This is a genomic window from Ciceribacter azotifigens, assembly GCF_048159625.1.
Classification (GTDB): Bacteria; Pseudomonadota; Alphaproteobacteria; order Rhizobiales; family Rhizobiaceae; genus Allorhizobium; species Allorhizobium azotifigens.
This window is the reverse complement of the sequence record NZ_JBLQTA010000003.1, coordinates 28,297-50,404: the sequence shown is the minus strand read 5'-3', so window position 1 is coordinate 50,404 and position 22,108 is coordinate 28,297. Positions and strand designations below refer to the sequence as shown.

General features: G+C 63.5%; 19 protein-coding genes. 10 read left to right on the top strand and 9 right to left on the bottom strand.

All coding sequences use genetic code 11. The features are described from left to right. Positions 1-76: 76 nt before the first annotated feature. Together ACM6UT_RS05345 and ACM6UT_RS05340 are read right to left on the bottom strand one after the other, a co-directional pair. Entirely contained in the window at positions 77-583 is a 507-nt protein-coding gene (locus ACM6UT_RS05345) for a CAP domain-containing protein (protein ID WP_416796327.1), read from the bottom strand. A 1-nt stretch (position 584) separates the two neighbouring features. Continuing rightward, positions 585-851 (bottom strand): DUF6460 domain-containing protein, encoded by a 267-nt coding sequence (locus ACM6UT_RS05340; RefSeq protein WP_129333489.1) that lies wholly within the window; start codon positions 849-851, stop codon positions 585-587. A gap of 147 nt (positions 852-998) precedes the next feature. Here ACM6UT_RS05340 and ACM6UT_RS05335 point away from each other — a divergent pair, with 147 nt between their 5' ends. The 3 genes from ACM6UT_RS05335 (at position 999) to ACM6UT_RS05325 (ending at position 3,433) form a co-directional block, all read left to right on the top strand. Then, positions 999-1,940 carry a class I SAM-dependent DNA methyltransferase gene (locus tag ACM6UT_RS05335; protein ID WP_416796326.1) on the top strand — a complete coding sequence of 314 codons (942 nt, stop codon included), beginning with the start codon at positions 999-1,001 and terminating at the stop codon, positions 1,938-1,940. Positions 1,941-2,056: 116 nt separating this feature from the next. Beyond that, on the top strand, positions 2,057-2,695 hold the full coding sequence (locus tag ACM6UT_RS05330) for a YitT family protein (RefSeq protein ID WP_416796677.1): 639 nt from the start codon (positions 2,057-2,059) through the stop codon (positions 2,693-2,695). 99 nt (positions 2,696-2,794) lie between these two features. Beyond that, complete coding sequence (locus tag ACM6UT_RS05325) at positions 2,795-3,433, top strand: YitT family protein (RefSeq protein ID WP_416796676.1); 639 nt, start codon at positions 2,795-2,797, stop codon at positions 3,431-3,433. A gap of 28 nt (positions 3,434-3,461) precedes the next feature. Here the strand turns inward: ACM6UT_RS05325 and ACM6UT_RS05320 are convergent, their stop codons facing one another. Further along, positions 3,462-3,923 (bottom strand): carboxymuconolactone decarboxylase family protein, encoded by a 462-nt coding sequence (locus ACM6UT_RS05320; RefSeq protein ID WP_416796325.1) that lies wholly within the window; start codon positions 3,921-3,923, stop codon positions 3,462-3,464. Between the two features lie 44 nt (positions 3,924-3,967). Then, positions 3,968-4,471, bottom strand: coding sequence for an RrF2 family transcriptional regulator (locus ACM6UT_RS05315; protein WP_416796324.1), 504 nt, complete (start codon positions 4,469-4,471; stop codon positions 3,968-3,970). Positions 4,472-4,614: 143 nt separating this feature from the next. On the opposite strand from ACM6UT_RS05315, the gene ACM6UT_RS05310 reads away from it, so the two are divergent. Next, entirely contained in the window at positions 4,615-7,128 is a 2,514-nt protein-coding gene (locus ACM6UT_RS05310; protein WP_416796323.1) for a ligase-associated DNA damage response DEXH box helicase, read from the top strand. A gap of 43 nt (positions 7,129-7,171) precedes the next feature. Continuing rightward, positions 7,172-7,897, top strand: a complete 726-nt coding sequence (gene pdeM / locus ACM6UT_RS05305; protein WP_416796322.1) for a ligase-associated DNA damage response endonuclease PdeM — start codon at positions 7,172-7,174, stop codon at positions 7,895-7,897. Here the strand turns inward: pdeM and ACM6UT_RS05300 are convergent. Continuing rightward, positions 7,894-8,844, bottom strand: coding sequence for an alpha/beta hydrolase family protein (locus ACM6UT_RS05300; RefSeq protein WP_416796321.1), 951 nt, complete (start codon positions 8,842-8,844; stop codon positions 7,894-7,896). The genes pdeM and ACM6UT_RS05300 overlap by 4 nt on opposite strands. An 87-nt stretch (positions 8,845-8,931) precedes the next feature. Here ACM6UT_RS05300 and ACM6UT_RS05295 point away from each other — a divergent pair, with 87 nt between their 5' ends. Then, positions 8,932-9,519, top strand: coding sequence for a TetR/AcrR family transcriptional regulator (locus ACM6UT_RS05295; protein ID WP_416796675.1), 588 nt, complete (start codon positions 8,932-8,934; stop codon positions 9,517-9,519). A 10-nt stretch (positions 9,520-9,529) separates the two neighbouring features. Here the strand turns inward: ACM6UT_RS05295 and ACM6UT_RS05290 are convergent, their stop codons facing one another. After that, the gene (locus ACM6UT_RS05290) at positions 9,530-10,090 is read right to left on the bottom strand and encodes a dihydrofolate reductase family protein (RefSeq protein WP_416796320.1); all 561 of its coding nucleotides are present in this window, start codon (positions 10,088-10,090) and stop codon (positions 9,530-9,532) included. A gap of 92 nt (positions 10,091-10,182) precedes the next feature. On the opposite strand from ACM6UT_RS05290, the gene ACM6UT_RS05285 reads away from it, so the two are divergent. Continuing rightward, positions 10,183-10,692, top strand: a complete 510-nt coding sequence (locus ACM6UT_RS05285) for a winged helix-turn-helix transcriptional regulator (protein WP_416796319.1) — start codon at positions 10,183-10,185, stop codon at positions 10,690-10,692. A 9-nt stretch (positions 10,693-10,701) separates the two neighbouring features. On the opposite strand, the gene ACM6UT_RS05280 is transcribed toward ACM6UT_RS05285, so the two are convergent. The 3 genes from ACM6UT_RS05280 to ACM6UT_RS05270 form a co-directional block, all read right to left on the bottom strand. Continuing rightward, positions 10,702-11,511 carry a TIGR02186 family protein gene (locus ACM6UT_RS05280; RefSeq protein ID WP_416796318.1) on the bottom strand — a complete coding sequence of 270 codons (810 nt, stop codon included), beginning with the start codon at positions 11,509-11,511 and terminating at the stop codon, positions 10,702-10,704. Then, positions 11,511-12,437 (bottom strand): sulfite exporter TauE/SafE family protein, encoded by a 927-nt coding sequence (locus tag ACM6UT_RS05275; protein ID WP_416796317.1) that lies wholly within the window; start codon positions 12,435-12,437, stop codon positions 11,511-11,513. Before ACM6UT_RS05275 ends, ACM6UT_RS05280 begins: the two co-directional genes overlap by 1 nt. Positions 12,438-12,641: 204 nt before the next feature. Further along, positions 12,642-16,343 (bottom strand): peptidoglycan-binding protein, encoded by a 3,702-nt coding sequence (locus tag ACM6UT_RS05270; protein WP_416796316.1) that lies wholly within the window; start codon positions 16,341-16,343, stop codon positions 12,642-12,644. Positions 16,344-16,724: 381 nt separating this feature from the next. Between ACM6UT_RS05270 and ACM6UT_RS05265 the strand changes: the two genes are divergently transcribed. The 3 genes from ACM6UT_RS05265 (at position 16,725) to ACM6UT_RS05255 (ending at position 22,029) form a co-directional block, all read left to right on the top strand. Then, entirely contained in the window at positions 16,725-18,518 is a 1,794-nt protein-coding gene (locus ACM6UT_RS05265; RefSeq protein WP_416796315.1) for an acyl-CoA dehydrogenase C-terminal domain-containing protein, read from the top strand. Positions 18,519-18,590: 72 nt separating this feature from the next. Next, entirely contained in the window at positions 18,591-19,799 is a 1,209-nt protein-coding gene (locus ACM6UT_RS05260) for an acetyl-CoA C-acetyltransferase (RefSeq protein WP_416796314.1), read from the top strand. Between the two features lie 16 nt (positions 19,800-19,815). Further along, positions 19,816-22,029, top strand: a complete 2,214-nt coding sequence (locus tag ACM6UT_RS05255) for an FAD-dependent oxidoreductase (protein WP_416796313.1) — start codon at positions 19,816-19,818, stop codon at positions 22,027-22,029. Positions 22,030-22,108 lie beyond the last annotated feature (79 nt).

The following is a 22,108-nucleotide window of genomic DNA, read 5'->3' as shown; positions in this document are numbered from 1 at the left end:
ACGTCGAAGCTGTCTCTTGCTCTGGTCCCGATGCCCACGCGCCCGTCTCCAGCCGTATCGCCAGGGCGGGAATCGCCTAGCTCGCGAGCACCATGGCCCAATAGGGACGGTTTGCGGAAGAGGGATTGTGCGCCACGGCAACACCGAGACCACGATAGGCACCGAGCATGTTGTGCAGGTGCTTTTCGGATCGTATCCAGGCATCGACCGCGTCCGCCACCTGCGACTGACCTGCGGCGATGTTTTCGGAGGCCGGCAGCGGCACACCCATCGACTTCATCCTCAGAAGAAAGTCGTCGCCCCTGCCGATCAGATGTGACATCTCGCCGGCCCGCGCCATGCGCTGCGCCTGCGAGAGCGCGGCAGCCTCGGCGATCTTGCTGTATTCGAGGGTGGGGAGCCCTTTGCTGTCCCGAAGGGTATTGACGAGAGGCAGCGCACCCTCCGTCTCGGCACGCGCCGTGTCGTCGCCGGACGGCACGATGTCCGCCGTCTTGCAGGCGGTGAGGCCACCCGCCAGGCCGATGCCTGTCAGCATGAGGAAGCGTCGCCGCGGCAGGTATGGGAAACCGGTCTCGGGCATGTCAGCGTCGGTAGCTCATTAGTCTCAGGACGATGAAGACGGGAATGACGATGGTCGCGCCGAGAAGCAGGTAGTCGCCCACCCGTCCGAGCGCGGCAAAGCCCCGGTACCAGAGTTCGAGGATGAAATGCCGGACGCCTTCCAGGATGTCGATCGGGTAGATGCCGAACACCGTCATGACGAAGCCGACAATCAGCGACACGACCAGAAGCTTGACCACGGTGCGGCCCGGCGTATCCCCGAGAAATCTGTTCACCCCATCCGACATGTCCGGTCTCCTGTTTTCCACCACATAGGCAGGCGTCTGCCGGCCTGCAAGCACCGCACCCGCCCGCTCTTGCGGGTGTCGCGCAAATAGCTCTTGTGTTTTTTCCCGCTTTCGGTCAAGACCGCGCGCCTTTCCAGGAAATCCGCCATGCAACAGATCCAGTTCTCGTCCGGAAACCTCACCGTCGATCGCCGCGCCGACTATGCAAAGATGCTGAGCGAAGGCGGCGATGCCGCGGCGGCCGCCGAACTCATGGAACAGGCGCTGGAGCTCGCGCCCGATTGGCCGGCCGGCTGGCTCCGGCTCGCGGAATACAGCGAAAAGGCGGGCAAGATTGAGGCAGCGATCGCGGCCTTGCGGCGTGTCGTCATTCTCGACCCGCAGGACATGTTCGCCGCTCGGCTGAAGCTCGCCGTGCTCGGCGCCGAGTCGATGCCGGAACAGCCGTCGAGCCGTTACGTCGAGGCCCTCTTCGACGACTACGCCGACCGTTTCGAGACCTCGCTTGTCGAGAAGCTCGGCTACAGCGTGCCGGGCAAGCTGGCCGCTCTCATTAGCGAGACCGCGGGAGAGCGCCGCTTCCGTCTTGCAGTCGATCTCGGCTGTGGCACGGGTCTCTTCGGCGTGGAGATTCGCGACCAGGCAGAAAGGCTCGAAGGGTTCGATCTCTCCGCCAACATGCTCGCGAAGGCATCCGCCAAGCAGATCTACGATCATCTCGGAGAAGCCGACCTGTCGCTTCCCGCCGAACGGTCGGGTCTTTTCGCCGAGGGGCAGCCCGGCGGACGCGCCGATCTCGTCGCCGCCGCGGACGTGCTGATGTATCTCGGCAGCCTGGACAATGCCTTTGTAGTGGCCGCAGCTCTTGCCGGGCCGGGCGCCATCTTCGCTTTCTCCGTTGAGGAAGCCGAAGTGGGGCAGGGCTTCGAACTCGCACCTTCCCTGCGCTATCGCCATTCGGAGTCCTATGTCCGCCAGTCCCTCGCCGATGCCGGCTTCGACACAAGCCAGGTCACACGCTCCGTCATTCGAATGGATTCCGGAAAGCCGGTCCACGGCATCCTGTTTCTTGCCGAACGGCTCGCCTGAAGGAACGAAAATTGCGAACTTGCAGGTAGGTCAGCATTGCTGACATATCGCCCTTGCGAGCTGGAATGATGCAGTGCACAATGTGCCCGTTCTCAGACATTCCGGAGGTCGCGACCGTGGCGCAGGTGAGCAGCATGTGGGGCATTTTGAATACCAGCCCGTCCCGGCACACAATCGCCGAGGACGTCCAGGGCATCGTCACCGGAAGCATGGTATCGGCGCTCGGGCTCTATCTTCTCGCCAAGGCAGGCCTCCTCACCGGCGGCATGGCGGGCGTCGCCTTCCTGCTCCACTACGCAAGCGGCGTCAGCTTCGGGCTGATCTTCTTCCTGCTGAACCTGCCGTTCTACATTCTGTCGCTTCGTCGCGTCGGGCTCGATTTCACGCTCAAGACCTTCGCGGCGATCGCGCTGACCTCGCTGATCATGGAGTTCGAAGGCCGGCTGATCGGCATCAGCGCCATCGATCCGGTCTGGGGTGCAATCCTTGGCGGTCTACTCCTCGGCTACGGCGTGCTGGCTCTCTATCGCCACCGTGCGAGCCTCGGAGGCATCGGCATCCTCGCGGTCTACCTGCAGGAACGTTTCGGCGTCCGCGCCGGTCTCGTGCAACTCGCCTTCGACCTCACCGTGATGGTCTTTGCCTTCGGGGTCGTTAGCCCGGCGGTGGTAATCTGCTCGGTCGTCGGTGCCGTGGTGCTCAATTTGTTTGTCGCCATCAACCACCGCTCCGATCGCTACGTGGTTCTGCGATGACTGCGAAGGGCGAAAGTCCCTTGAGCTTGGCAGGAAACCGCATTACCGCGTAAACGACAGACGGGGTCTGGTACGGGTGAGAGGACATCGAGCATGGCGATGGGCGACGTAAGGCCGAAGCTGCGGGAGATGATGGCATCGTCCGCCGAGCACCACTCCATCATCGAAGATACGCAAGGGCTTGCGGCAGGTGGCATGCTCGTGACGCTCGGCGTGATGCTGCTCTCCGGGGCGGGGCTGCTGACGGGTGGCACGGCGGGCGTCGCCTTCCTCCTCCATTACGCGACGGGTTTCAGCTTCGGTGCCGTCTTCTTTGCCGTCAACCTGCCCTTCTACTATCTGGCGCTGAAGCGCTTCGGATCGGCCTTCACGCTGAAGACCTTTGCGGCGGTCGCGCTGACCTCGGTGCTCTCCGAGACCGTGCCGCGCTACATCGGCTTCTCGAACCTCGATCCACTGGTGGCCGCCCCCTTCGGAGGCCTTCTCATCGGCGCGGGCCTGCTTGCCCTCTTCCGTCACCGGGCAAGCCTCGGCGGCTTCGGAATCCTTGCTCTCTACCTGCAGGACCGCTTCGGCTGGCGGGCTGGGCTGGTACAGCTCGCCTTCGACGGCATGGTGCTGGTGTTCTCCTTCTTCCTCGCCAGCTACTACATCATCTTCTGCTCGGTCGTTGGCGCCGTCGTGCTCAACCTGACGCTTGCGATCAACCACCGCAAGGATCGCTACATCGCGATGTGAGCGACGACGGCTTCTGACGTGGGTCAAGTCAGGCGGCTTGCGCGGGTTCGTCGATCGGATGCTGTGACCGGAAGCTGACGCAGAGCCGGTTCCAGACGTTGATCGTGCCGATCGCCGTCGTGATCTTGACGACCTCCTCATCGGAGAACTGCTTGCGGATCTCCTCGTAGGACGTGTTGGGCACCCTTGTCTGTGCCACGTTGGTCACGGCCTCCGTCCATTCCAGCAGCGCCCGCTCGCGGGCGTCATAGAGCGGCGATTCCCGCCAGGCACAGACGAGATTGATCCACTGTTCGCTGAGGCCGTCGTGCCGCGCCTCCTTGACGTGCATGTCAACGCAATAGGCGCAGCCGTTGATCTGCGACGCGCGGAGCTTCAAGAGATGGATATGCCGAGGCTCCAGGCCGCAGTTGCGGACGTATTGTTCGAGGGCGAGGACTGCCTTGTAGGAATCCGGCGAGACCTTGGCAAAATCGAAACGTTGCTGCATTGCGCTTCTCCTTGGTTGCTTGGAAGGTTCTGAATATCGGTCGTTCAACGACCGGTCTGCCGCGCGTGGCAGGCGATGAAATCGGTGCCCCGGCCGGCAATTGCGCCGTCATCGTCCACGGCGTGAACGCCGGCGAGAATGTCGGCGATGCTCGTCTTCGCGAGTTCGCTGCGGTAGACGCGTTCGGCGGCATGCATGGCGCTGGCGATCCCGCAGGGAGCCTGGAAATAGCGCACGGGAAGTGGTTTCGAGCCACGCTGGCGGATTTCGGCGCAGCGGAACGCCGGAGCCGGGCCTTCGATCGCCAGAACGATGTCGAGCAACGAAATGTCCTTCGGCGCTCGTGCCAGCCGGTAGCCGCCCTTTGGCCCCGGCACCGTGGCGAGAATACCGGCACCCGAGAGCGCCTGAAGATGTTTAAGAAGATAGCTGGCCGAGACGCCGTGAAACTCGGCCAGCGCGGCAGCCGAGAGCACCTGCCCCTCGTCGAGCCCCGCCAGCATCGTCACGCAATGGATTGCCTGCTCTATGCCTTCGCCGAGTTTCATCTTGTAAATTCCTATCGCGGATAAAAAATATCCATGATTCTCTGCGGCTGTCAATTCACCAGCTGGAGCCACGACCTCTATTTTCTTTTCCAATTCCGATCCGGCTTCACTACCTTCTCACCGTGAGCGCGACCGATTCCACCATGACGGATTCCTCCGTCTCTCTTCCGGATGCCTTTCACCGCTGGTTCGCGGACAAGGGCTGGCAGCCGCGCGCCCATCAGCTGGAACTGTTGGCGCGTGCCGAACGGGGCGAGAGCACGCTGCTGATCGCCCCGACCGGAGCCGGCAAGACGCTTGCCGGCTTCCTGCCGTCGCTCACCGATCTGGCGCGAAGGGGAAGGCGCAAGCCGGGAACCGCCTTCACCGGCATACATACGCTCTACGTCTCGCCGTTGAAGGCGCTCGCCGTTGATATCGAGCGGAATCTTATGAAGCCGGTTGCCGAAATGGGTCTGCCGATCACGGTCGAGAACCGTACCGGCGACACGCCGCAGTCGAAGCGGCAGCGCCAGAAGCTCAATCCGCCGGACATCTTGCTCACGACACCGGAACAGCTTGCGTTGCTGATCGCCAACGGCGAGGCAGTTCGCTTCTTCAAGGATCTCCGCTACGTCATCTTCGACGAGCTGCACTCTTTGGTCACGTCGAAGCGCGGCCATCTGCTTTCGCTCGGGCTCGCGAGATTGAGGCGTCTCGCGCCGCGCCTGCAGACCATCGGGCTCTCGGCGACCGTCGCCGATCCTCCCGATCTCATGCGCTGGCTGGTGGCCCAGGTACCGGGGGAAGCGTGCGAAGCAGGTCTGGTCACTGTGGAGGGCGGCGCCAAGCCCGACATTTCGATCCTGCATACGGAGGACCGGATTCCGTGGTCGGGCCACTCCGCCCGCTATGCCATTCCCGATCTCTACGCGATATTGAAATGCTTCCGGACGACGCTGGTCTTCGTCAACACCCGCTCGCAGGCCGAGCTTCTCTTCCAGGAGCTCTGGACGGTCAACGACGACAACCTGCCGATCGCACTCCATCACGGCTCCCTCGACGTGGGGCAGCGGCGCAAGGTCGAGGCGGCGATGGCGGAAAACAAGCTGCGCGCGGTCGTCGCGACCTCGACGCTTGACCTCGGCATCGACTGGGGCGACGTCGACCTCGTCGTCCATGTCGGCGCGCCGAAGGGGGCCTCGCGGCTCGCCCAGCGAATCGGTCGCGCGAACCACCGGATGGACGAGCCGAGCCGCGCGATCCTGGTGCCCGCCAACCGTTTCGAGGTCATGGAATGCCAGGCGGCCCTCGACGCCAATTACCTCGGCGCGCAGGACACGCCGTCCGTCGGAGAGGGTACGCTAGACGTCCTTGCCCAGCACGTCCTCGGCATGGCCTGCGCAGAACCCTTCGATGCCGATGCGCTCTATGCCGAGGTCACGTCGGCCGCGCCCTATGCCCGCCTGCCGCGCGAGACCTTCGATCGCATCATCGATTTCGTGGCGACCGGCGGCTACGCACTGCGCACCTACGAGCGTTACGCCCGGATACGGCGCAACAAAGAGGGGCGCTGGCGCGTCTCCAACCCGCAGGTCGCCCAGCAATACCGCCTCAATCTCGGGACGATCGTCGAGATGCCGATGCTGAACGTGCGGCTCGTCAAGCGCAACCATCTCGGTTCCCTCGGCCGTGGCGGACCGATGCGTGGCGGCACGGCACTCGGGCAGGTCGAGGAATATTTCCTCGAAAGTCTTTCTCCGGGCGATACCTTCCTCTTCTCCGGCAAGACCGTTCGCTTCGAAGGCATCCGCGAGAACGAGTGCCTCGTCTCCAACGCGTTTTCGCAGGACCCGAAGATCCCCGCCTATGCCGGCGGCAAGTTCCCGCTGTCCACCTATCTCGCCGACCAGGTTCGCGCCATGCTCGACGATCCGGCGCGCTGGCGAGCGTTGCCGGACCAGGTGCGCGACTGGCTGGAAATCCAGCGCGAGAAATCAGTGTTGCCGAAACGTGGCGAGCTGCTGATCGAGACCTTTCCGCGGACCAGCCGTTTCTACATGGTCGCCTATCCCTTCGAGGGGCGGCTTGCGCATCAGACGCTCGGCATGCTTCTTACCCGGCGGCTGGAGCGGATGGGGGCAAAGCCGCTCGGCTTTGTCGCCACCGACTATTCGCTCGCCGTCTGGGGCCTTGAGGATATCGGGGCGATGGTGCAGTCGGGGAGACTGGCGCTCGGCGAACTCTTCGATGAAGACATGCTCGGCGACGACCTTGAGGCCTGGCTTGCCGAATCCTGGATGCTGAAGCGCACATTCCGCACCTGCGCGGTGATCGCGGGGTTGATCGAGAAGCGCCATCCGGGCAAGGAGAAGACCGGCCGGCAGGTGACGGTTTCGGCCGATCTGATCTATGACGTGCTGCGCACCCACGAGCCGGACCACATTCTTCTGCAGGCGACGAGGCAGGATGCCGCGGCCGGGCTTTTGGATATTGGCCGGCTCGGCGATATGCTAAAAAGAATCAAGGGCCATATCACCCACCGCCGACTCGATCACATCTCGCCGCTCGCCGTCCCGGTGATGCTGGAGATCGGCCGCGAACCGGTGGCAGGGGAGGCCCAGGAACACGTTCTGGCGGAAGCCGCGGACGAATTGATTGCCGAGGCGATGGCCTAGGAACGGCTATTGAAGGGCGAGGCCCGGAAGGAAAGACAAGCGGATGAACCGGCTCGCCGCACTGAGGAGCACGCTTTCGGGAAGCGCCGAACTGACGGCCGAATTTTCCGTCGCCGGCGTCGGTGCGATTTGCGATCCCACCGGAGCACTCTATCTTCCGGACCTCGATCTTCTCGCTGTCTCCGATCTCCATCTCGAAAAGGGTGCCGCTTTCGCCCGCCGCGGGCAACTGCTGCCGCCTTACGATACGCTCTCGACGTTGCGGCGCCTCGAGACGGTCGTCACACGTTATAGTCCGGCGATCGTCGTCAGTCTCGGCGACAACTTTCACGATCGCGTCGGCTCGGCGCTGATGCCGCCGGACTTCCGTGCGATGATCGCGACGATGGCCCGCGGTCGCGAGTGGATATGGATCAACGGCAACCACGATCCCGACGGCACCGTCGATCTGCCGGGCAGGTGTGCCGACGAGTTGCGCTTCGGTAATCTGGTCTTCCGCCACGAACCCTCGCTGATCGACGGGCGAGGTGAAATCGCCGGGCATCTGCACCCTTCCGCAACCGTTCGCCGGCGGGAAAAATCAGTGCGTCGCGCCTGTTTCGCGACGGACGGAGCGCGCCTGCTAATGCCGGCCTTCGGCGTGCTGACCGGGGGGCTCGACCTGCGTCATCGCGCCTTTTCCGGCCTCTTCGACCAGACGGCGCTGATCGCACATCTTCTCGGACGAGATCGCGTCTATTCCGTGCGGTTCGGCAGCCTGCTGGGTTAGCGCGGTTTCCTCTCCGGCCAGGGATTGATGCCGTCGCGCAGCCATAGCAGCGCGTCGATCCAGAAGCCGTTGGCGTGCCGGGCATGAAAGAGGTCGAAATGTCCGAGCCGGTCCGCGCCGAGGTCGGCGGGTGAGAGCAGGACCTCCGTCGCCGGCGCATGTTGATAGTATCGAAGGGCTCGTCTGATTGCCGCCGCCGTCGCGAACTCATCGTCGGCGGCGGTGATTGCCAGGATCGGCGCGGTCACAGCGGCAAAGTTGTTCAGGATTGCTGGCCGTTCCCGTGCGGGATAGCTCCGTTCCATGCGTGCGCGTCGAAAGCTCCACTCGTTCGCGACACCCGCCGGCAGATCCTCGAGCCAGCCGAGACGTTCTCCGGGAAAATAGCCGAAGACCGTGGTCAGAGCCGGCATGACCAGGTGCCACTTGAGGAACAGACGCAGCCTCTCGCGCGCGGCATAGTCCCGCCAGTAGGCATATTGCGCCCCGACCGTAAGCATGCGGTCGATCTGCGCGGCATTGGCCGCAAAGCCGGGCAAAAAGCCGCCGATGCTGTGGCCGACCACGGCGACGGGGCCGTCGCCAAGCTTTTCGGCGAAGTCGAGCGCCGCCTCGAAATCGCGCTCGCCCCAATCCCGCCAGCGGAAGCCACAGCCGCGAAGACGGCCGGGCCGTGAAAGGCCGATGCCGCGATAGTCATAGGTGAGGACCACGAAGCCGTGTTCGGCGAGAAAGCGGGCGAAGTAGTGATAATAGCGGGCGCGAACGCCCGTCGCGGCGTTGACGACGATGATGCCGCAGCGTGGATCGGCGCGGCCGCTCCAGACGTGTCCACGGAGCATCACGCCGTCCTTGCACCTCAGTGTGATCTCTCGCCCGTCGACGGGCTGTGGCCCATCGTTTGCAAGATGCCCGGAGCGTTCCTGCGTCCGACTGTATTCCGCCATCGCCTCCTCCTCGGTCACTGTCGACGCGATCAAGGCTAGCAGCGGCCATGTCTTGTGCACACTCACTGGTCGGTATACATGTCTCTCATGGCGACCTCCGAGATATCGACCCGCGACCGCATCGTTTCCGCCGCCGCCAAGCTATTCTACGACGAAGGCATCCGGCGCGTGAGCGTCGATGCCGTGGCCGAGGAGGCAGGCGTCACCAAGCGGACACTCTATTATCATTTCGCCAGCAAGGACGACCTGGTTGCCGCCTATCTGGCGGGACGTGACCAGCCGAGCTTCTCAAAATTCCAGCTCTGGTATCGGGAAAGCGACGGTCCGTTGCCGGAGCGGATCAGGGCTGTTTTTGCGGGGCTCGCGAGGTCGGCGCGTCACCCGAAATGGAAGGGCTGCGGCTTCCTGCGAACTTCGGCCGAGCTGGCCAACATGCCGGGGCATCCGGCGATGAAGATCGGCGCCGCTCACAAACGGCGCCTGGAGGATTGGCTGGCGGATATCTTCGCGGGGGAAGGCGCGCAGGAACCGCGCATGCTCGCGAGGCAGGTCGTTCTTCTCATCGACGGCGCATTCGCCGTCGTGCTCCTCAACCGCGATCCGGGCTATATCGAGACCGCCGGTGCCGCTGCCGCGACACTGGTTGCCGCGGCGACGGATAGACAGTCAGCCTGACCTGAACGCCTCACCCGTGGTCGCCCACCGCGTATCGCAGGATCACGGCGCCGGTCTTTACAGCTCTGGTTTCGAGTAGTGTCAGCTGCCTCGGGGTCTCTGTCGGCTTGAAGTGCGGATTGCCGCCGCCCAGCACGACAGGAACCACACACATCCGGATTTCATCAATCAGGTCTGCCTTCAGCAGGTCGTCGCAGAGTTCGGCGCTCCCGAAGATGAAGATGTCCTTGCCCGGTTGCTGCTTCAGCATCTTCAATTCCGAAACGGGATCGCGAACGATGCGCGTGTTGTTCCAGTCTGCCTTTTCGAGACTGCGGCTCGCCGCGATCTTCGCGATCGAATTCATGTAGGCCTTGATTTCCGGTTCATTCGTCGCCTCAGGCCAGTAGGCGGCCATACCTTCATAGGTTTTCCGGCCGAAGACGAGCAGGTCCGTCTGCCGGCTTATTTCGAGTGCATAGGCACTCAGTTCATCGCCCCAGGCGAGTTCATGAAAGTGCAGATCCCATGGTGCCTTGCCTTCGAAATAGCCGTCCAGCGTCATCAGGTTCCAGATGATCAGTTTGCGCATTGCTTCCTCCATTTTAAAACCGGTTGCGTTTAGAAATCAGTTGAAGGTTACCGAAACTGATTTTATAGTGCAAGCAGTTTTTGGAGAGAGAAATGGAAGAGGCACATCGTTCCGGTTGTCCGATAAATCTGACGCTGGAGATTCTCGGCGATCGCTGGAGCCTGATCGTGATACGCGACGTGATGTTCGGCAATCGCCGGCACTTCCGCGAACTCCTGCAGAATTCGGAGGAGGGTATCGCCTCCAACATTCTCGCTGATCGCCTGAAGAAGCTGGTTGAAAAAGGACTGCTGACGCGGACCGACGATCCCAGTCACAAGCAGAAGGCGATCTACAGCCTCACCGAAATGTCGATTGAGCTCGTGCCGCTGTTCGCCGAAATGGGCGCCTGGGGCAGGCGGCATCTTGCCGTATCGGAAGATCTCGCGATTCGAGCGGAGCTTCTGGAGAAGGGCGGGCGGACGCTCTGGCGGGATTTCATGGACGAGCTGCGCTTCCTCCACCTTGGCCTTCCAATGCCCGAAGGCACGCCATCGGCCCTGTCGAAGCTGACGGAGGCGTATCTGGCGACGAAGGCGAGGGTGGAGACATCCGACGGATGACGACCAGTCTCAGTCGCGCCGGAAGATCAGGCTGGCGCCCCACCCGGTGATCAGGGCAAGCAGCACAGCCAGCGCACCGTAAGACAGCGGCTGCTCATGGGCCGCCCGGGTGATCGAGTCTTCGAGCCCTGTTTTGATGACCCTGAGCGGCAGTTCGCGCTGTGCGATGAATTCGCCGCTTTTGAACAGATAGGCCCGGACCATGTGAACGCCGTCCGGAATGTTGGCCGGCAGTTTGAGCGTCGCCTTGAACAGGCTCGCACTCACGAAGCGTACGCCACCAGTGTCGCTCTGATAAAGGCCGCTGGTCTGCTTCAGGCGGCGAAAGGCCTCCCTGAATTCGGCAAGATTTGCAGCGCTTTGGAAGTAGCCGGTCGGAGTGAGCGGCATGTAGTCGACGCCGAGCCCGAGATCGACGAGCGCCTGCTGTGCCGTGATCTCGGAGATCGGCCGCGTGCTTGCCAGCGAATAGGACTGCGGCATCCGCTCGAACGTCATGGAATTGCGGTTGACCCAGACACCGAAGAGCCGCTCCTTGTGACGGACGGTCGCTTCCTCGCGCGGTCCTTCGAGCGTTACCACCACGTCGTACTGGCCGATGGCGAGAAGCAGCGCGTCGGTGTTCGTGAGCGCACCGAAGATGGTGAGATCGGCCCCGCGAAAATCGGAGGTGATCGCGATTTCGCTGGTCGATGTGCCGATGTCGAGGCTCTCCATGTCGGAAGCCGTCGGCTGGAACGGCACCTGCCCGGCGGCCTCGTTCGCGAGGAAGGCCGAAAGGACCGTGGCGGTGGCGAAGAGCATCGCGCGCATCCGCATCAGCCCCCCACTCCGCCTGTGGCGATCGAATAGAGATCCTCTGGCGTCACCACCAGATCGATCGCAAGGCGCACGCCGACGGCAAGCACGAGCAATCCCAGTAGTGCGCGCAGCTGTTCGCCGCGCAATCTCTGGCCGACCCGGACACCGTATTGCGCCCCGACCACACCCGCGACCATCAGCAGGAACGCCAGCACGATGTCGACCGAATAGTTTGTCGTCGCCTGGACGATGGTCGTGTACGCCGTGACGAAGATGATCTGGAAGAGCGATGTTCCGACGACGACGTTGGTCGGGATGCGCAGCAGGTAGATCATTGCCGGCACCATGATGAAGCCGCCGCCGACGCCCATGATCGAGGTGAGCACGCCGATCCCGAATCCAAGTCCGATGACCGGCAGAACGCTCAGGTAAATCTTCGATTTCTTGAACCGCATCTTGAAGGGAAGGCGGTGCACCCAGATGTGTTGGCCTGGGCGACGCAGGGTCGCCGGCTGGTTGCGCGCGGCCCGCCGCATCGCGTTCAGGCTCTCCATCAGCATCAGGCTGCCGATCGTCCCGAGAAACAGGACGTAGAGCAGGGAGATGAAGAGGTCGAGCTGACCGGCGCTGCGCAGCCAGGAGAAAACGTAGATGCCGGCCGTCGCCCCCGCGAGACCACCGACGAGCAGGACGAGCCCGAGCTTCACATCCAGCGTGCCCCGTCGGAAATGGGTGATCGCGCCGGAGACGGACGAGGCGACGACCTGATTGGCGCCGGTCGCCACCGCCACGACGGGAGGGATGTTGTAGAAGATCAGGAGAGGCGTGATCAAGAAGCCGCCGCCTACGCCGAACATGCCGGACAGAAAACCGACGGCCGCACCCATGCCGAGAATGATGAAGATGTTCACCGACAATTCTGCGATCGGCAGGTAGATTGTCACGGGTAGCCTCTAAATGCGTGCGCCCCGCAGGTGCGGGGAATGGAAAGCGTCGGTTTTCCGGCGGGCTCCGAAGAGGGGCGAGACCGGGTCAAGTCATTGGCAGGCTTGACCTACGTCATATTTTTCATGCGCCCGTCGGTCAGACCTGTCAATTCCGTGGCATGGCTTTACGCGCGCATTTTTCCGGTTTTGTGACGGCGCACGTCATTTGTTGCGCGCCAGCAATTCCTTGACCAGTTTGTCCGTGACTTTGCCTGTCGGCTCCATGCCCACCGAGGTCTGGAAAGCCTTGATCGCGGTGACCGTCTTCTCTCCGAGTACCCCGTCCGGCACGCCGGCATCGAAGCCGTTGTTGTTCAGGATACCCTGGATGTTGCGGATCGCCTTCGTCATGTCGACGCTGGCGGTCTTTACGCCCTTACCGACCCATTCGTCAGGGACGTCGGTCGAGTTGGCCTGCGGGTCCAAGGGCTGCGGCTTCCAGAGGTCGACGGCGGCGCGCGCCTTCTCGAGCTGATCCGGCGCCATGACGTTGGCGACCTCGTCGCGCTTCTTGGCGGCGTCCTTGTCGCCGGCCTTGGCGGCAATCGCAAACCACTTGTAGGATTCGACCAGGTTTTGCGGAACGCCGTTGCCTCGCGCATTCAGGATAGCCAGGTTGAACTGGCTGTCGGAGACGCCGAGTTCCGCGGCCTTGCCGAACCACTTGGCTGCCGTCGGATAATCCTGGGTGCCGGTGGCGCCCGACGCGTGCATGACGGCAAGGTTGTGCATGGCGCTCGCATTGCCTTTTTCGGCGGCGAGCTCGTAATAGTGACGGGCCGTTTCGACATTGCGCTCGACGCCGCTGCCGTTCTCGTAGAGGTTGGCCAGCCGGTACATCGCCGGGGCGAAGCCCTTGTCGGCGGCCATCTTGTACCATTTCGCGGCTTCGGCGAAGTCGCCGTCGACGCCACGGCCTTCGGAGTAGCGGGCCGCGACCTCGAAGAGCGCAAGCGGATCCCCCTGCTTGGCGGCGATGACGAGGGAAGCGGGCTTGATCGCATCGGGAACTGCGATGGTCTCAACCGGCGCACTTTGCGCTGCGCCTACGTTGGATGCGGTCTGCCCCGCCGATGCCGCCTGCACCGGCGCGGCGGAAGACATGGTCTCCGCGGCTTGCAGATCTGCGGCCTTCGCGGGGGCAGCCGGAGTGAACTCACTGCTCTCCTCGAGCGAAACGGGTGCCGTCAGCGCCGCCGGGGCGGAGGGAGCGGCCCCTGCAGCCGAGCTTGTCGGCTCCAGCTGATCTTCGGCTTGTGTCGGCGTGGCCGTCTTGTCCTCTATGGATGCATCGGCCGTTGTCTGGGCGTCGACGCCGGCGCCCGGCTGTTTGGCGCTGAGGTCGTCCGCCGGGCCCGCGGCGGTCACCGGCAGCGGGTCGTCGCTACGCAACAGCGTGTTGACGAGTGGCATTGACATTGCAACGAGCAGCACGGCGCCGACAGCCATCAGGATCGGCCGGCGGTAGCGCGAAAGCATGGAGTCTGCCGCCTTGCCGGTTTCCGTCTTGGCTGGCCCGGCACGATAGGTCCGGTCCATTTCGCTGGCCGCGGCCTGCGCGGCGCGGCGGGCGGCGGCGATGTAGTCGGTACGATCGCCGTCGGACATGGACCCGTTGCCGTTGCCGGACTCGCGTTGTGCAGCTTGCGTCGCCCGAACCCGTTCCAGGATCTTGCGCACGTCCGGTGCCCCCGAGCCGGGCTCGAGTAGCTCGTTGGCCTCTTCGGGCGGCAGCATCTCCGACGCGTCGATGGACGGGCTCGGATCGACCAGGGTGCGCGGCGTGGGCGCGCTGTCGTCCTTCTTCTGGCCGGGAAGGAAGCGCTTGCCGAGCCCGGAAAGCAGGCTCGGTTTCGCCGCCTTCTTCGGTGCGGCCTTCGAATTGTGCCCCGGTTCGGGCGCCTCGAGCGTATACTCTTCTGCCTCCGAGATCCCGGCCAGTGGCGCGAAATCATCGGCGATAGGCGCAGGCTGCTCCTCGACCTCGGCGTGCCGTTCCACGACGGCTGCAGTGGCGGGGACAGCTATGGGACCGTCGAGCGGACCACGCTCTCGCACGCTGACGCGATTGTCGATCTGGTCGAGCTTTTCGGCGATCTGAACCAAAGTATCGTGCAGGGCCTCGAAGGTGCGGTGCGTCCGCTCCTCCGAATTCCGGCTGACCGACTCCAGGTCCTTGAGGTGGTCGGCGAGCGCCGAAAGCGCCGCGAGGTCGGCACCCGAAGCATCTCCGCGGGTCGCCTGCGTATGCGCGTAGCTTTCCATCACCGTCTCTGCCGCCTGGCGGGCCGCCTCGATGATGTATTCGTCGCTGGTGGCGACATAATCCTCGAGCGCCGCGACACGGCCGGCCATAACACCGCTGCCGGCGCCGGCGTCCGAGGGCGAACTGCTGATCAGCGTCGAAAGATGGGCGATTTGTTCTTCGAGGTCGCGCAGGGCGGAGGTGTCCTGGGCGGGAGCAACGGCAGTTTCTTCCAGCCGGTCGACGATCGTGTTGAGCCGCTGTTCGAGTTCGCGGAATGCGAAATCGCCGGCAGGGCCAGTCGGGGCGGGCACGACCAGCGCGCTTATCCGTTCGGCGAGCACGTCGAGGCGGTCCGCCAGTCGGTCACTGACCGCGCCCTGGTCGAGCGCGTCGATCTTGCGGGAAATGTCGGCGAGATAACCGGTGAGTTCGGGCTGGGGTCCACCCTGCTGGCCGCGCTCGAGCATATCGGAAAGCTGGTCGAGACGCTCCTCGAGCCGACGTGCGGTCTGTTGCGTGCCGAGCTCCTCGATGCGGGCGGTGAGCGCCTCCAGGCGATGACCGAGGTCGACCGTCGGGTCCTCTTGCTTGAAAGCGCGTCCGGCAATCGCCTCGATCTGCTGGGCGATGCCGGCGATGCGATCCTCGATGCGGCCGATCGAAACGGCGTCCGAGCCGGCGCCGGAGTGGCGGGTTCCGGCGGCGATGGCTCGGGTGATTTCGTCGAGCCGCATGTCGATGCCCGCGAACTGCTCCATCAGCATGCGTTCGTTGGGATCGATGTGCGCGCCTATGTGCTCGAGCGCCGTGGCGACGGTTACCAGCTTGTCTTCGAGGGCGCGGATCGCACCGTGGTCACCGATATTGCCCAGGTGACGCTTGATGTCGTCGAGACGGTCGGCGAGCGAGAGCAGTTCGGAGCGCAGCGCGCCTGCATCGAGACCGTCGAGACGCTCTTCGAGATCATCCCAGCGCCGTTCGATATGGCGCACGGAATCTTCTCGTGCGAGCCCGTCCATCAGCGAGCGCAATTCCTCGAATTCCGCCTGCAGCCGTTCGGTGCCCGGCGCCTGATATCGTCCGAGTTCGCTGATCCCGTCGGCGAGCCTGGCAATGTCGTGGCGCATGTCCTCAGCGGGGCGTCTGTCTTCGGCGAGTGCACGGATGCTGCGCATCTCGGAGCGGAGAGCGCCGATCTCGGCTGCGAGGCTTTCGGAAATGTCGTGTTTCAGCTCTTGCCGCAGGCCAAGGAGCGCGTGGCTGATTTCGCGGCTCGCGTCCGGCTGGCTGCGTGCCGGCTCCTGCTGCGGGGTGAAGCGATGGGCGGGTGCCGTGCGATCGGTGTAGCGTTCCTGCGAGCGCGGCTCGGAAGGGCGTCCCCGGCCTTCCTCGAGTGCGCGCTGGCGTTGCCGGATTTCGGCGAGCGGATCGCGCTCGCGAAAATCGCGGTTCTCGGGAGCGAAGTCGCGGCGGGGCTCCTGCGAAGGACGCCCGCCTCGCGAGTTGTTGTTCATGAGCCCTTCGATGCGTGCCTCCAGCCCCTCGATGGTGCGGCTCAGCGCATCCAGCGAGGATGAGCCGCCGGGGCGGGAAGGATTGGATCGCGATCCGTTCATGTTCGTGCTCGCTTCGAAATTGCCCGCCCTTAGCGGGTTTGGCTTCTCGGCGTGGCTGACGGCGGTGGCGTCGTCGATGTCTTTTCGGCTTCGAAGTCCTTGCGGTGCAGTCTCCTGACACCCAGACGCTCGGCAGCGCACCCCCGGATCATCACGCTTCACCGCCTACATTTCGCGAAACGTGGTAAACAAGCCGTTAACTAGGCCTGTCTTTTTTAACGTTTTGTAAGATTCCTCTGGCTCTCGGGTGCTGCGTCGGCCTCATGCCGTTCCTGTGCAGACACCGCGAAATTTGCCGGGAGAAAGAATTGACGTTTACGCAAACGTCAATATTATAGCGACGAAACCGCTGTCCCGAACAGTCTCGGAGGAAGAAGATACATGCCCGTCTACAAGGCCCCGGTTAACGATACGCTTTTCGTGCTCAACGACGTGCTCGGCCTCGAACGCTACCACAACCTGCCCGGCTTCGAGGAGGCGAGCCCGGATATGGTCGAGGCCATAGTCGGTGAGGCCGCGAAGCTGGCGGAAGAGGAGCTGTTCCCGCTCAACCTCTCCGGCGACCAGGAAGGCTGCAAGCGCGACGACAACGGCAATGTCACCGTGCCGAAGGGATTCAAGGAAGCTTATGACGCCTATTGCCAGGGTGGCTGGATCGGCCTGGCCGTGCCGCAGGAATTCGGCGGGCAGGGGCTTCCCTACACCCTGCATGCGGCCGTCGGCGAATACATGTCATCCGCCAATATGGCGCTGATGATGTATCCGGGCCTGACGCAGGGCGCGATCGCCGCGATCCTCGTCCACGGTTCCGACGCCCAGAAGCAGACCTATCTGCCGAAGATGGTCGAGGGCAGCTGGTCCGGCACCATGAACCTCACCGAGCCGCACTGTGGCACAGACCTCGGCCTGCTTCGCACCAAGGCGGTGCCGAACGGCGACGGCTCTTACAAGATCTCCGGCCAGAAGATCTTCATCTCTGCCGGCGAGCACGGCATGACCGAGAACATCATCCATCTGGTGCTCGCCCGCATCGAGGGCGCGCCGGAAGGCACGAAGGGCATCTCGCTGTTCATCGTGCCGAAGTTCATGGTCAACGAGGACGGCTCGGTCGGCGACCGCAACACGGTTTCCTGCGGTGCCATTGAGCACAAGATGGGCATCCACGGCAACGCCACCTGCGTCATGAACTACGACGAGGCGACCGGCTATCTGATCGGGGCGGAGAACAAGGGTCTCGCCGCCATGTTCGTGATGATGAACGAAGCGCGCCTCGGCGTCGGCCTGCAGGGGCTCTCGATCGCCGAGGTGGCTTACCAGAACGCCGCCAACTATGCGCGTGAGCGCATCCAGGGCCGTTCGCTCTCCGGCGTCAAGGCGCCTGACAAGAAGGCCGATCCGATCATCGTGCATCCCGATGTCCGCCGTGCACTCCTGACCATCAGGGCGTTCACCGAGGCCGGTCGCGCCTTCACGCTATGGACGGCGCTGAAGTCGGACATCGCGCATCGTTCCGGCGATGCCGCGGAACGGCAGGCGGCGGACGATATCCTCGGCCTGATGACGCCGATCCTGAAGGGCGTCCTGACCGACAAGGGCTTCGATCACGCCGTCATGGCCCAGCAGATCTTCGGCGGCCACGGCTACATCGAGGAACATGGCATGAGCCAGTATGTCCGCGACGCCCGTATCGCCATGATCTACGAGGGCGCAAACGGTATCCAGGCACTCGATCTGGTCGGCCGCAAGCTCGGCATGAATGGCGGCCGTGCCGTCATGGCGCTGTTCAAGGAAATCGGCGACTTCTGCGAGGAATATCGCAGCGACGAAGCGATGGTGACCTACACCAAGGGCCTGAAGAAGGGGTTGAACGACCTGCAGGCGGCTACCATGTGGTTCATGCAGAATGCCATGGCCAAGCCCGACAATGCAGGCGCCGGCTCCACCGATTACATGCACCTCTTCGGTCTGGTTGTCCTCGGCTACATGTGGGCCAAGATGGCGAAGGCCGCCAACGACAATCTCGCTGCCGGCACCGGCGACGCCGATTACTACAAGAACAAGCTGATTACCGGTCGCTTTTATATGGAACGGGTCATGCCGGAAACCGCGCTGCGCAAGAGCCGCATCGAAACCGGCGCCGACACCATCATGGAGATGGCCGCGGAAGCGTTCTGATTTCCCTTCTCCCCACTGGGGAGAAGAGGGACAATTAATTTCCGGCGCCCAGGCGCCCAAGGGAGAGAAACCATGACCGAAGTCTATATCTATGACCACGTGCGCACGCCGCGCGGCCGCGGCAAGAAGGACGGCGCGCTGCACGAAGTGCCGACGCCACGCCTCGCCGCAAAGACGCTGGAGGCGCTCCGCGACCGCAATGGTCTCGACACCTCGACCGTCGACGACATCATCTTCGGCTGCGTCGATCCGGTCATGGAAGCCGGCGCCGTGATCCCGAAGGCGGCCGCCTTCGAAGCCGGATATGCGTTCAGAGCCCCCGGCATCCAGATTTCGCGCTTCTGCGCCTCCGCCCTTGACGCGATCAACCTTGCCGCCGGCAAGATCATGGCCGGCTCCGACGACATCGTGATCGCCGGCGGCGTCGAATCGATGTCCCGCATCGGCATGGGCATGGCGGGCGGCGCCTGGTACATGGACCCCTCGGTCAACTTTCCGGCCTACTTTATGCCGCAGGGTGTATCTGCCGACCTCATCGCCACGAAGTATGGCATCTCGCGTGATGACGTCGACGCCTATGCTGTCGAGAGCCAGCGACGTTCGGCCGAATCCTGGGCGAAGGGCCATTTCGCCAAGTCGGTCATCCCGGTGAAGGATGCCAATGGGCTCGTCATTCTCGACCGCGACGAGCACATGCGTCCCGGCACCGACATGCAGGCGCTGGCGCAGTTGCAGCCGTCGTTCCAGATGCCCGGCGAGATGGGCGGCTTCGAAGCCGTGGCCATCCAGGCCCATCCGGAAGTCGAACGGATCAACTATATTCACCATGCCGGCAATTCGTCCGGCATCGTCGACGGCGCCGCGGCCGTTCTGATCGGCTCCAAGGCGGGCGGCGAATCCATGGGATTGAAGCCGCGCGCCCGCGTTCGTGCTTTCACCAATATCGGTTCCGACCCGGCGTTGATGCTGACCGGTCCGGTCGACGTCACCGAAAAGCTCCTGAAGCGGACCGGCATGAAGATGTCGGACTTCGACCTCTTCGAGCTTAACGAGGCCTTCGCCGCCGTGGTGCTGCGCTTCATGCAATATTTCGAGGTCGACCATTCGAAGATGAACGTCGCCGGTGGCGCGATCGCCATGGGGCACCCGCTCGGTGCGACTGGCGCCATGATCCTGGGCACGGTTCTCGACGAGCTGGAGCGCCGCGACCTCAATACCGCGCTCGTCACGCTCTGCATCGGTGCCGGGATGGGCACCGCGACCGTCATCGAACGCGTCTGATCCGGGGAGGAAGAATATGACCTACAAGAACTTCACCATCGAAACCGACGCCGACGGCATTGCGCTGGTCACCTGGGACATGCCCGACAAGTCGATGAACGTCTTCACCGTCGAGGTGATGGACGAGATCGAGAAGATCGTCGAGCAGACCGTCGCGGATGCAAACGTCAAGGGCGTGGTCTTCACCTCTGGCAAGAAGACCTTCTCCGGCGGCGCCGATCTCACCATGATCAAGGGCATGTTCTCCATGCTCGAAGTGGAAAAGGCGAAGGACCCGGACGGCGCGGTCCGCAAGCTCTTCGATGCCGCCGGCCGAATGACCTGGCTGTGGCGCAAGATCGAGACCTGCGGAAAGCCGTGGGTCGCGGCAATCAACGGCACCTGCATGGGCGGAGCCTTTGAGCTCTCGCTCGCCTGCCACGGTCGCGTCGCCTCGAATGCGAAATCGGTGAAGCTCGCGCTTCCCGAAGTGAAGGTCGGCATCTTCCCGGGCGCCGGCGGCACCCAGCGTGTTGCGCGTCTCGCCAATACGCAGGACGCCCTGCAGATGATGACCACGGGTTCGAGCCTGACGGCCGCCCGCGCCAAGGCGATGAACCTCGTTCATCAGGTCGTCGAGCCGGACCAGCTGATTTCCGCCGCCAAGCAGATGATCAAGGATGGCCTCAAGCCCGTCGCCCCGTGGGACGAAAAGGGCTTCAAGGTGCCCGGCGGCGGCATCTGGACTCCGGCGTCCGCCCAGCTCTGGCCGGCGGCTTCCGCCATCCTGCGCCGGGAGACCGCCGGCAACTATCCGGCCGCGCTCGCTATCCTGAAGAGCGTCTACGAAGGCCTCCAGGTTCCCTTCGACACCGGTCTCAGGATCGAGCAGCGCTATTTCACGCAGATCGTCCAGACCAAGGAAGCGTTCGGCATGATCCGCTCGCTCTTTGTCTCGATGCAGGAGCTCGGCAAGGGCGCCCGTCGCCCGGCAGGTGTCGAGAAGACCGAACTCAACAAGGTGGGCGTCGTCGGCGCCGGCTTCATGGGCGCCTCCATCGCCTATGTCACGGCAGCCGCGGGCATCCCGGTCGTGCTGATCGACCGCGACATCGAGGCGGCCAACAAGGGCAAGTCGGTTTCCGAAGGCCTCGTCGCCGGCGCGGTCGGCAAGGGGCGGATGTCCAAGGAAGACGGCGAAAAGCTGCTCTCCCTCATCACCCCGTCTGCCGACTATGCCTCGCTCTCCGATGCGAACCTCGTCGTCGAGGCCGTATTCGAGGACCGCGAGGTTAAGAAGGCCGTCATCGAGGCCGTCGAGGCCGTCCTGCCGGAAGGCTCGATCTTCGCTTCGAACACCTCCACGCTGCCGATCACCGGTCTCGCCAAGAATTCGAAGCGTCCGGCCCAGTTCATCGGCGTGCACTTCTTCTCGCCGGTCGAGAAGATGATGCTGACCGAAGTGATCCTCGGCAAGGAAACCGGTGACAAGGCGCTCGCCGTCGCGCTCGACTACGTCGCGGCGATCAAGAAGACGCCGATTGTCGTCAACGACACCCGCGGCTTCTACGTCAACCGCTGCGTCTTCCGCTACATCAACGAGGCCTACGATATGCTGGCCGAGGGCGTGCCGGCGGTGATGATCGAGAATGCGGCGAAGTTCGCCGGCATGCCGGTCGGTCCGCTTTCGCTGAACGACGAGGTCGCCGTCGACCTTTCGCAGAAGATCATGCGGGCCTCCATCGCCGATCTGGGCGAGGCCTCCGTCAAGCCGGAGCACATGAAGCTCATCGACAAGATGGTGGACGAACTCGATCGTCGCGGCCGCAAGAACGGCAAGGGCTTCTATGAATATCCGGCGAAGCCCGCCAAGAAGTTCCTGTGGCCCGGCCTCAAGGAGCTCTATCCGCAGCAGAAGCCGGAGAACGTTAGCGTCAAGACCCTGCAGGATCGTCTGCTCGTCACCATCGCGCTGGAAGCGGCCCGCACCATGGAAGAAGGCATCGTCACCGATCCGCGCGAAGCCGATGTCGGCTCCATCCTCGGCTTCGGTTTCGCCCCCTATACCGGCGGTACGCTGTCTTACATCGACGGCATGGGCGTGAAGACCTTCGTCGAGCTCTGCGAGAAGCTTGCCGCCTCCTATGGCGATCACTTCAAGCCGACGCCGCTGCTGCTCGAAATGGCCGCCAAGGGCGAGACGTTCTACGGTCGCTTCGATCCTTACGGCCAGGTTGAAAAGGCGGCCTGAGGCCGGCCTCTCCTTCGCAAGAAGGTGAGAACAAGACTATGGAAGCCGGCCCACAAGGCCGGCTTTATTCTTGGACGCA